Genomic DNA, 10,449 nt, shown 5'->3' with positions numbered 1-10,449 from the left:
CGACGTCACCGACCCCGCGCTGCCGCGGGAGACCGGTTCGGTGCACCTGGGCGGGATCGTGGGCCGCCGTCCGCACCCTGCCGCACCTGCTTCGCCGCTCTCCGGCGGTCCGCAGATGGTCGAGATCAGCCGCGACGGGCGGCGCGTGTACCTGACGAACTCGCTCTACGGTGCTTGGGACGACCAGTTCTATCCGGACGGCGTGGGTGCTTGGATGGCCAAGCTGGACGCCGACCCGGCGGGTGGACTGACGGTGGACGAGTCGTTCTTCCCGCACGGCGAGGATTTCCGCGGACTGCGGGTGCACCAGGTCCGCCTGCAAGGCGGCGACGCCTCTTCCGACTCCTACTGCTACCGCTGACGCTGGGACGATCGTCGGCGTGTCTTGCTCATTCGAGGAGTTGGTGGCCGAGGTCGAAGCTTCGCCGGTCGACGGCTGGGATTTCCGCTGGCTCGACGGGCGGGCCACCGAGCAGCGCCCTTCGTGGGGATATCAGCGCTCGATGAGCCGGCGGTTGGCGCAGGCGTCGGCGGCGCTGGACGTGCAGACCGGCGGCGGAGAGGTCCTGAACGAATGCCCGCGGTTCCCGCCGACGATGGCGGCGACCGAGTCGTGGCCGCCGAACGCCGCCGCGGCGACGAAGATTCTGCATCCTCGTGGCGCGGTCGTGGTGGCGGTTCCGGACGAGTCGCCGCTGCCGTTCGCGGACGATGCCTTCGACCTGGTGACCAGCCGCCACCCGGCCACCGTGCATTGGGCGGAGATCGCGCGGGTGCTGCGGCCGGGCGGCAGCTACTTCGCCCAGCACGTCGGCCCGGCGACCATGTGGGAGCTGGTGGTGCACTTCCTCGGGCCGCAGCCGCAGGCCGCGAAGCTGCGCCACCCGGACCGGGAGGCGGCGGACGCGCGGGCGGCCGGCTTGGAAGTCGTGGATATGCGTTGCGAACGGCTGCGGGCGGAGTTCTTCGACGTCGGTGCAGTGATCTTCTTCTTGCGCAAGGTGATCTGGACGGTTCCCGGGTTCACCGTGGAGGCGTACCGCGACCGATTGCGTCAGCTGCACGAACGCATCCACGACGATGGTTCCTTCGTCGCGCACTCCACCCGCACGCTGGTCGAGGCGCGCAAACCGGATCGGGAACGCGGCTGATCGCCGCAACGGACGGAAGCGGCCGGGCGCGGTCCCCGGTGCCCGTTCACGTCCGGAGGCGCACCATGGGTCAGTCGCCCTTGAGCGCGGTGAGGAAATCGCGCCAATGTTGCGAGGAGAACGAGAGCACGCCGCCGGAGCGGTCCTTGGTGTCCCGCACACCGACTCCATCAGCGGTCACGGCGACCTCGACGCAATGCGGATTGCTGGCGCTGTGGCCGGACTTGCGCCAGCGCGCATCGCCCAACTCGCGGTGAGACTGCATGAACTCACCTTATCTGCCCCGCAACTTTGCGGATCAGAGCGAGCGAGTCGTCTCGTCCCAGCGCGGCCTTCAGTGCGTCGCCGTGCGCGAGACCGTACTCGCGCACGGTGGTCGGATCTGAAATCAGCCCGGTCGAAGTAACCGTTTCCTGCCACAGCAGGGCGGGGAGCTTCCCGCTCGGAAACGTCATGATGTGGAAAGCCGAACTGCCCATCGCGTCGTGTCCGGTGGAAGTGAACGGGACGACCTGCACCGCCAGGTTATCGCTGTACCGCTCGATCAGTGCGGAAAGGTGGTCGAGCTGGTCGGCGAGAACTTCGGGACCATCGATCCGCTGCCACAGCACGGCTTCGCTCATCACCGCGTTGAGCTTCAACGGTTCGTCTCCCGTGATGCGTTGTCTGCGCACGAGTCGGCACTTGACACGGCGGTCGACTTCGGCGAGGCGGACGTTCGGGCTGCCAGCCTCGATGACCGCGCGTGCGTAGTCCTCGGTCTGGAACAGGCCGTTGATCAAGTCGCTGTCGAAGACGTCGACGGTCTCGGCTCCGTGCTCGAAACCGAAGAACCGGAGCAGGTCACTGTTGAACAGCGCCGAATAGGCATTCCACCAGCCGCGATGCGCGCCGCTCGCGCGCAAGGACCGAAGTTCTCGAGCTTCTTCCTCTTCGATCCCGTAGGTGGCGATCAGGACGTCGAGACGGTCCTCGGCGAGATTCTTCTTCCCGTGTTCGATGTCGGAAAGGTAGGCAGGTGTCACGCCGACGCGCTTGGCGGCGGCTGCGCCGGTTATCGCAGCTTCCTCGCGTCGTTCCCGAAGCCGACGTCCAATCGCCCAGCAGGCGACTGTAGGGGATGTCGGTGCCATGTCCGCCTCCGCCTCACTCGATCCGGTGATCACCCTGGTTAATCAACCTAGGCGATCGTATGATCAATACCGGAAGTGACGGTACCAATACCGGTAGTCACTTCTCGGCGGCGGTTCCGGTTCAGACACCTCCCCCGACGGCCGGAGCCGCCGCCTCCTCCCGATCCCCGGACTGCGATGGAGCAGTGATGAGTCATGCCGGTATGTGCTTCCCGATCGTCTACTGGCGTCCCTTCGGCGGGGCACGGCACGCGCTACCTCCGGTGTGCGTGCCGTATCCCGGCTTGGAGTGCGCGACGTTGTGCGGGATCAGCACCACGCTCGGGATGCCGGAAGCGCGCGAGTGGCTCGATCCGAGTTGCGCGGACTGCGTCGCGAAAGCGCAGGCGCGTCTTGACGAGCGGCGGAAATCGTTGGGGCTCGCGGCGAACGCGGAGGCGTCGGTGGAGCCGGACGAAAGCTCCGTACCCGCTCAGCGCGGCAGCCACTCCGGGCGGGAGGAGCCGCGCGGGACCAGGACCGTGCGGTAGCGGCCCGGGGTCTCGCTCATCCGGACCTGGTCGGTGACGCCCTGGTAGTGGCCGAGAGGGGTCTCGGCGGTGAACGTCTCCGGGTCGAGGTAGGCGTGCTGCGCGTCCGAATTCGCGGTGGCGGTGGCGTAATCCTTGTCGAACACGCCCATGCTCAAGATCCAGAGCGCGGCGCGGGTCAGGGAGACGTGCACGCGGTAGCTGCCGCCTTCGGTGGCTCGCCGGGACAGCGCCTCGACGACTCCGGCGGTCATCAGCCAGGACACGATGTAGTCGTTGACCACGAGGATCGGCGGCAGCGCAGGCGTGGAACCGTCGCCTTCCAGGTGCATCATGCCGGTGAGGCTGCCCGCGGTCTGGTCGAAACCGACGCGCCCCGCCCATGGACCGCTTTCGCCGTTGAGCGTGGTCGTGGCGTGGATGATGCCCGGGCGCGCGCCGGCGGCTTCCTCCGCGGACAGACCGATGTCGGAGAGGTAGCCGGGGCGGCGGTTGGCGTAGAAGACGTCGGCGTCGGCCAGCAGCGAGCGGATCCGCCGCGAACCGTCCTCGCCGTACGGATCGATGACGGCCGAGCGGGCCCCGACGTTGGCGGTGATGTAGGTCGTGTCGTGCTCGAGTTCGTTGGGACGCCACAGGTTCAGCACGTCCGCGCCGTGCAGCGCGAGCGCGCGCCCCACACCGGCGCCCGCGATGACGTGGCCCATGCCGAGCGCGCGGATGCCGCTGAGCGGGTCGTCGCCACCGGTGAGCGGTTCCGGCTCGCTCTCGCCGATCTTGGTGACCTCCACCAGCGGCAGGTCGGCCAGCACCTCCCGGTAGTGCGGCTCGGCCAGCAGCTCCTCGGTGGTGCGCAGCATCGGCAGCACGGTGCCCGCCTCGACGGCCGCGTTCTCCAGTTCCAGGCCGTTCCACCGGGAGATCGCGCGCGCCACGGCGTCCGCGTCGTCCGGCACGCCCAGCAGCTTCTGCGCCGCGATCTTGATCTTCGGGTAGGGGTTCAGCGGCATCACCCACCGGCCGTCCGCGGTCGGGTAGAAGGCGAAGCCGAGCGCGTTGCTCGGATTCGCCGGGGTGGCTCCCGGATGGCCGTTCAGCAGCTCCCACTTGCGGTCGTAGAACGGGCACAGCCGGTGCGGCGCCGAGCGCAGGTCGACCTCGATGTCCTGCCCGTTCCCGCCGCGCAGCCGCCACAGCTTGGCGATCGCCGCGGACTTCGCCGCCAGCGCGATCGCGGAACCGCCGCCGAGCCGCAGCGGGCTCGGTACCACCGGGTCCGCGCCGTGGAAGGTGAATTCGCCGCCGGTGTCCGCGGTGCTCATACCCAGTCCGGACAGGACTTCGCCGAGTTCGGCGTGCGGGTCGAAAGCGTCGGTCGCGGACGGCTCGGACACCGCCTTGGCGAGCCGGTCAGTCAGCGACATGGTCGTCTCCTTCTGCGGGCAGCAGCTCTCGCGGGATGGGCACGTGCTTGGCGCGCAGGTATTCGCCGACGGCCTTGCCGACCTGGTCCACGCGCAGGTTCGACGAGCCGCCGGTGCCGAGCAGGCCGCGCAGCACGAAGTGCACCGCGCGCAGCTTCGGGAACTCGTGGCGCACCACTTCGAGGTCTTTCAGTTCGGGTACCAGCCTGCGCAGTTCCGCGGTGGACAGCGTGTCGCGCAGCCACGGCCAGGCGCGTTCGTCGGGAACCCAGATGCCGACGTTGCTGTTGCCGCCCTTGTCGCCGCTGCGCGCGTGCGCCAGCACGCCCAGCGGGGCTCGCCGCGCATCGATGATCTCGGGCGACCCGGTCGGTTCGGGATGCTCCGGCTGCGGCCGCACGGGCTCCGTGACGGGAACCGATACGTCCACTGTGGAGTCGTCGTCGAGCACGGCCCGGTGCGGCACTTCGGACATCGGCAGCAGCGCGGGCCAGTAGTCGATGCGCGGGCGCGGCGCCGAAGTCATGCCGCTGCCGCCGTCGTGGAAGAACCCGGGAATGCTCTGCAGGTACAGCGAGCCGAGCCGTCCGGCGGCGTCGAAGCGCTCGAGCGGTTCGCGGTCCCGCGCGGTGACCATCACCCGCACGCCCGCGGTCGCGTCCCACTGCGTCTCCGGGTCGGCCGCCGGGCTGCCGATGCGCGTGATGTCCAGTTCGGTGATGCCCTGCGGCAGGTTCCGGGAGATCTGCGCGCGCAGCAGGTCGACCTTCTCGTCGATGTCCAGGCCCGTCACGTAGACCGTGTTCACCACCTGGTAGCCGATCTTGCCGAACACCGCGACCTTGGTGGTCGGCGGAGGCGGCGACCCGGTGGCTCCGGAAACCCGCACGCGGTCGGCGCCGTCCGGGTGCAGCTGCACCTCGTCCAGGTGCACGGTCACGTCCGGATTCAGGTACTGCGGTCCCTGGATCTCGTAGACGAGTTGCGCGGTGACGGTGTCGGTGCTGACCGTCCCGCCGTCGCGGGCGTGCTTGGTGATGACGGCGGTGCCGTCCGCGGCGACCTCGGCCACCGGGAAGCCGGGTACCAACATGTCGGGCACGCGGGTGAAACCGGAGAAGTTGCCGCCCGTGGCGTGCGGGCCGCACTCGATGATGTGCCCGGCCAGCACCGCACCGGCCAACTCGTCCCAGGCCTCGCGGCCCCAGCCGTGCCACCAGGCGGCCGGGCCCGTGGTCAGCGAGGCGTCGGTGACCCGGCCGCACACCACGATGTCCGCGCCCGCCTGCAGCGCCGCGGCGATGCCCCAGCCGCCCAGGTAGGCGTTCGCAGCCAGCGGAGAAGCGTCCCATTCGGCGAGTGCCGCGCCGCTGTCCAGGCTCTCCAGCCGGTGGCCGCTGCGCTGGTACGCGGGCAGCTGCTCCAGCACGTTGTCCCCGTCGATGTGCGCGACGCGCAGCGAGACGCCGTCCGAGGCGGCCAGTTCGCGCAGCTTGCTCGCCAGCGCCGCCGGGTGGAAACCGCCCGCGTTCGTGACGACCTTGACGCCGCGTCCGGCCAGCGCGGCCAAGTGCGGGCGGATCTGGTCGACGAAGTATTCGACGTAGCCGCCGCTCGGATCGCGCTGGTAGCGCAACGACAGCGCGGCCAGCGTGATCTCCGCGAGGTAGTCGCCGACCAGCACGTCCACCGGATCACCGGCCAACGCCTCGTCGAGGGCGGTGAACCGGTCGCCCAGATAGCCGGAGAAGTCGCCGATGCGGACCGCGCGTTCGCTCACTGCCGACACCTCGCTCAGGTCGCCTTTCCTTCGACGTTAGGCCGTACCGCCCGGATCGGGCTACGACCGTTCAGCGAACTCCGGCGTGATCGCAGCGGTCACGCCGGAGTCGGACCGCCTCACGCGGTGAAATGCATCGGCAACCCCGGGCAGTGCCATTCGGTCGCGTACAGCAGTCCCCGGCCGGACGAGGTGATGTAGGCGGTGCGCAGGTCCGGGCCGCCGAAGCAGATGTTCGTGACGAACGGGTCGTGCTCCGGTGGGCGCACCACGTCCTTGAGCGCGCCGTCCGGACTGATCACACTGATCCCACCGGTGTTGATGGTGGCGACGCAGACGTTGCCCTCCGAATCCACGGCGAGCGAGTCCAGCGGCTGGTAGCCGTCGAAACCGTGCAGCAGCGTCGCGCCACCCGGCCCGGGACCGTCCGAGCTGAGCACGCCCGGCGCGGTGACCTCCCAGGTCCACACCCGCCCGGGAGTGGTCTCGGCGACGTAGAGGCGGCTGCCGTCCGGGGACAATCCGACCCCGTTCGCCTGGATCATCGGGTGCACGAGCTCGTCGATGCGCGACCCGTCCGGCCGGGCGTAGAACAGCCCGCCCAGCGCCATTTCGCGGCCGCGCATCTTGCCGAGGTCGGTGAAGTAGCAGCCGCCGTGCGCGTCGAAGACGATGTCGTTCGGCCCGATCAGCGGGTCGCTGCCGGTAGTGGTGTAGACGTTGCTGACCGCGCCGTCGAAGGTGACCCGCTGCAGTCGCCCGCCGATGTAGTCGTCGGGCTGCGCACCGGGCGCGGTGATGCCGCCCATCTCGTGCCATTTGAACCCGCCGTTGTTGCACACGTAGATCGCGCCGTCCGGCCCGATCGCGGCGCCGTTCGGCCCGCCGCCGCAATCGGCGAGCACCGACACCGCGCCGGACGGGTCCACTTTGCTCAGCGTGCCGCGCTGGATCTCCACGACCAGCACGGATCCGTCCTCCAACGCCACAGGGCCCTCGGGGAAGCGCAGTCCTTCCGCCACGGTCCGGAATGCCGGCATGTCGGGTCTCCTCTCGTGTTCCGGCCTGTTGGATATCAGGCGATCAGGACGGGTGCGACAGATAGCCAGGGTTGGCGACCAGCAGCTTGTCTGTCACGGCCGCGCGGACCGCGCTGCGCACCTTCGGCTCGTCGGGATCGGCTGACCCGGCGCGCAGCGCGGTGGCCAGCGCGGACTGGTCGCGGTATCCGAGCGCGGCGAGCCGTTCGGCGTCGCGCCGCTGTTGTCCGGGGCCGAGCCGCAGTTCGCGCTCGACGGTTCCCAGCACGTTCGCCGCGACCCTGGTGTGGAATCCGGCGCGGCCCGCGACGCCGGTGAGCTCGTCGCGCAGGAACTCGCCGACCGCCTCGGTGAGTTCGGCGGCGGTCGGACGGCCGTGCAGACCGGGCTCCGGCGGTTCCTCGGGGACGTCGCCGGGCGATACCTCGCCGGGCGGGATTCCCAGCGCCAGCAACAGATCGTGCTCCTGCTCGCAGACACGCCGGCCGATCGCGGCCAGCTCCACCGAGCGGTTCGCGCCGGAAAGGTGCCGCTGCGCCATCGATCGGCAGCCGATCGCCCACCGCAGCGTGCCGTGCACCTCCCACCAGCGCACCGCATCCGGATCCGGGTACCAGCCCGCTACTTCGGCGTACCCGGCGAACAGGTCTTCGCGGGTTCCGAATCCGCCGACCGGCAGCGCGGAGGCGAACCGCCACGCCTTCACGCACAACCAGCCCAGGTCCTCCAGCGGGTCGCCGCGGTGCACGAGCTCCCAGTCCAGCACCGCGCGCAGCCCGTCCGGGCCGACGATCAGGTTGCCGTTGCGGAAATCGCCGTGCACCAGCACGTCCCCGGCCGGTTCGGGCCGGTTGCGGTGCAGCCAGTGCAGGCCGATCTCCAGCGCGGGCAGCGGATCGCCGGAAGCGGCGTATTCGTCGAGCCCGGTGCCGAGTTCGTCGCCGCGTCCCAGCCCCCGCACCGAATCCGGCGGGATCCGGTGGATGTGCGCGGCCACCCGGCCCAGTTCGCGGGCCATCGTGGCGCGCGCCTGCTCGTACTCGGGTTCGCGCAGCAGGCGCCGCGGGATCGTTTCGCCCTCGACGTGCTCGCTGATCAGGTAGGGAGCGTCCAGTATGGACACATCGGCGCTGTGGTCCACCAACCGCGGAACGGGAACACCGGCGCGTTCGGCCGCTGCGATCGCCGTCGCCTCCAGCGCCATGGAGTGCTCGTCCCCGGTGCCGGGCGGGTCTCTGCGCAGCACGAGCCGCCGTTCGCCGTCCCGGAACCGCGCGCGGAACGACCAGGTCTCGCGGCTCGCGCCGCCGCTGAGGCGTTCCGGCTCGGACACCTCGACCGGTTCCGCCGACACCTCGGACAACCGCTCGGCGAGCCGATCGCGCAGTTCCAGCGGCACCCGAAACCTCCCGTGTCTTCATCAGCGGTGCGAACGTCCGCGACGACAGCCGAACCACCGCAGCAGCGTCTAATGGCGGTTCGGCCCGGCGAACCCGAACAGGTAACCCGCGACCTTGCGCATCTGCACCTCTTCGGCGCCTTCGGTGATCCGGTAGCGGCGATGGTGCCGGTAGATGTGCTCGAACGGCTCGTGCCGCGTGTAGCCGAGACCGCCGTGCACCTGCATCGCGCGGTCCGCGGCGTCGCAGACCAACCGATTAGCGCGGTAGTTGCACATCGAGACCCGATCGCTGATCTCGAACGAGTCGGTGCGGTCCAGCTCCCACGCAGTGCGTTGGACCAAGTTGCGCACCAGCGCCGCTTCGGTGTGCAGCTCCACCAGCGGCCACTGCACGGCTTGTCGCTGCGCAAGCGGCTTGCCGAAGGTGACGCGCTCGCGGGCGTACTGCACGCTGCGGTCGATGCAGAACTGCGCCGCACCGACCCCGGAAGCGGCCTGCCGGATGCGGTTCTCGTGCACGAAGTGCTGCGCGAGCGCGAGCCCGCCACCGACCTCGCCGAACACCGCCGAGCCCGGCACCCGCACGTCGCGCAGGCTCACTTCGGCGTGATCGGTGGGCATGTTCAGCGTCCACCAGTGGAAGTCCACCGAGAACCCCGGTGCGTCGGTGGGCACGATGAACGCGGTGATGCCGCGCGCGTCGCCGCCTTCTCCGGAGGTCCGCGCGAAGATCACGTCGTGCGTGGCCGAGTGCAACCCGGAGTTGAACCGCTTGGCACCGTTGATGATCCAGTCGTCGCCGTCCGGGACCGCGGTGGTCTCCAGCCAGGTCGCGTCGCTGCCGTGATCGGGTTCGGTGAGCCCGAACGCCACCCGCTTGCGGTGCGTGATCATGCCTTCGATGAACTCGGCGCGCTGCTGCTCGGTGCCGAAGTCCAGCATCATGTGCACGAACGGGAAGTTGCCGACCACCGAGGACTCGTTCTGCAGGTCGTTGTGCAGCCCGAGTCCGCGTGCCGCGAGGTGTTCGCGGATCACCGCCATCGCCAGGTTCCCGCCGCCGCTGCCGCCGACCGACTCCGGCAGGCCGTAGCGCAGCCAGCCTGCCGCGTCGGCGCGCCGGAACATTTCGGCCAGCAGCGCCTCCCACTCGGGGTTCGGCGTGCCACCCGCTTCGACGTCGGTGCGGGCGAATTCCCTGCGGTGGTCGAAGAATCGCTCGTTGTCGTGCTGCTGCTGCAGCGGCCGGATCTCGGTGTCGATGAAGGCGTCGAGCTCGCCGAGCAGTCGCACCAGCTCGTCCGGCAGGGTGAAGTCCATCGTTCTCCTCGCCTCGGCGGTCCTGCGGTCAACGAGATGGCGGCTTCCGATGTGTCGGAGGCCGGTATCGACGCCGTTGGTGGACGAATCAGCGACCATACGACCACCGATGGGCGCCGACAAGAGCCGGTGCGACGACCGACCATTGTGGACGGAAAGCGATTCGCGGTCAGTCTTGACTGCTCCCTGTGCCGGTCCTACGGTGGCGCTACCCGGCCTGCGCGCCGCACGTGCGAGGAGGCACCTTGACCGATCCCGCCGGGCAGCGGGTCCGGTGCACCGTCACCGACGGCGTCGCCGACGTGCTGCTGAACCGACCGGCCAAGCTCAACGCCCTGGACCCGGCGATGTTCAGCGCCCTGGTCGAGACCGGCCTGCGGTTGCGCGCGGACCCGCGGGTGCGGGCCGTGGTCCTGCGCGGCGACGGGCGCGGATTCTGCGCCGGGCTGGATTTCGAGTCGTTCAAGGCGATGAGCGGCGGCGGTGCGCCGGACCATCCCGCGGCGGAACCGATCGGGCCCGCGAAAGCACTCGGGCAGCAGGCCGTGCACGTGTGGCGGGAGCTGCCGGTACCGGTGATCGCCGCGGTGCACGGCGTGGCATTCGGCGGCGGGTTGCAGGTCGCCCTCGGCGCGGACATCCGGGTGGTCGCCGCGGACGCCCGGCTGT

11 protein-coding genes are annotated in these 10,449 nt (G+C 69.9%); 4 read left to right on the top strand and 7 right to left on the bottom strand.

The window, feature by feature from the left end; genetic code table 11:
- Together IJH84_RS13315 and IJH84_RS13310 are read left to right on the top strand one after the other, a co-directional pair.
- Positions 1-361 (top strand): selenium-binding protein SBP56-related protein (locus IJH84_RS13315; protein WP_295144713.1); only part of this gene is annotated, 361 nt, incomplete at its 5' end.
- 19 nt (positions 362-380) lie between these two features.
- Positions 381-1,151 carry a class I SAM-dependent methyltransferase gene (locus IJH84_RS13310; RefSeq protein ID WP_200069534.1) on the top strand — a complete coding sequence of 257 codons (771 nt, stop codon included), beginning with the start codon at positions 381-383 and terminating at the stop codon, positions 1,149-1,151.
- A gap of 70 nt (positions 1,152-1,221) precedes the next feature.
- Here the strand turns inward: IJH84_RS13310 and IJH84_RS13305 are convergent, their stop codons facing one another.
- Positions 1,222-1,416: a DUF397 domain-containing protein gene (locus IJH84_RS13305; RefSeq protein WP_200069533.1), complete on the bottom strand. Its 195-nt coding sequence runs from the start codon at positions 1,414-1,416 to the stop codon at positions 1,222-1,224.
- 4 nt (positions 1,417-1,420) lie between these two features.
- A complete protein-coding gene (locus IJH84_RS13300; protein WP_295144707.1) occupies positions 1,421-2,284 on the bottom strand; it encodes a helix-turn-helix transcriptional regulator in 864 nt (287 codons plus the stop codon).
- Positions 2,285-2,472: 188 nt separating this feature from the next.
- Between IJH84_RS13300 and IJH84_RS13295 the strand changes: the two genes are divergently transcribed.
- Positions 2,473-2,814: a zinc finger protein gene (locus tag IJH84_RS13295; RefSeq protein ID WP_295144704.1), complete on the top strand. Its 342-nt coding sequence runs from the start codon at positions 2,473-2,475 to the stop codon at positions 2,812-2,814.
- Here IJH84_RS13295 and IJH84_RS13290 read toward each other — a convergent pair.
- The 5 genes from IJH84_RS13290 to IJH84_RS13270 form a co-directional block, all read right to left on the bottom strand.
- Positions 2,757-4,238, bottom strand: a complete 1,482-nt coding sequence (locus IJH84_RS13290) for a CoA transferase (protein ID WP_295144700.1) — start codon at positions 4,236-4,238, stop codon at positions 2,757-2,759. The two genes, IJH84_RS13295 and IJH84_RS13290, sit on opposite strands and share 58 nt — an antisense overlap.
- On the bottom strand, positions 4,225-6,018 hold the full coding sequence (locus tag IJH84_RS13285; protein WP_295144697.1) for an acyclic terpene utilization AtuA family protein: 1,794 nt from the start codon (positions 6,016-6,018) through the stop codon (positions 4,225-4,227). The genes IJH84_RS13290 and IJH84_RS13285 overlap by 14 nt, the downstream gene beginning before the upstream one ends.
- Positions 6,019-6,137: 119 nt before the next feature.
- Positions 6,138-7,058, bottom strand: a complete 921-nt coding sequence (locus IJH84_RS13280; RefSeq protein ID WP_200069528.1) for an SMP-30/gluconolactonase/LRE family protein — start codon at positions 7,056-7,058, stop codon at positions 6,138-6,140.
- Between the two features lie 43 nt (positions 7,059-7,101).
- Positions 7,102-8,457 (bottom strand): phosphotransferase family protein, encoded by a 1,356-nt coding sequence (locus IJH84_RS13275; protein WP_295144692.1) that lies wholly within the window; start codon positions 8,455-8,457, stop codon positions 7,102-7,104.
- A gap of 69 nt (positions 8,458-8,526) precedes the next feature.
- Entirely contained in the window at positions 8,527-9,780 is a 1,254-nt protein-coding gene (locus IJH84_RS13270; RefSeq protein WP_200069526.1) for an acyl-CoA dehydrogenase family protein, read from the bottom strand.
- Between the two features lie 245 nt (positions 9,781-10,025).
- Between IJH84_RS13270 and IJH84_RS13265 the strand changes: the two genes are divergently transcribed.
- Positions 10,026-10,449 (top strand): enoyl-CoA hydratase-related protein (locus IJH84_RS13265; RefSeq protein ID WP_295144687.1); only part of this gene is annotated, 424 nt, incomplete at its 3' end.

It is taken from the genome of Saccharopolyspora sp., from assembly GCF_017434145.1.
GTDB classification, from domain to species: Bacteria; Actinomycetota; Actinomycetes; order Mycobacteriales; family Pseudonocardiaceae; genus Saccharopolyspora_C; species Saccharopolyspora_C galaxeae.
The sequence above is the reverse complement of the archived record's forward strand: the minus strand, read 5'-3'. Positions and strand labels throughout refer to the sequence as shown.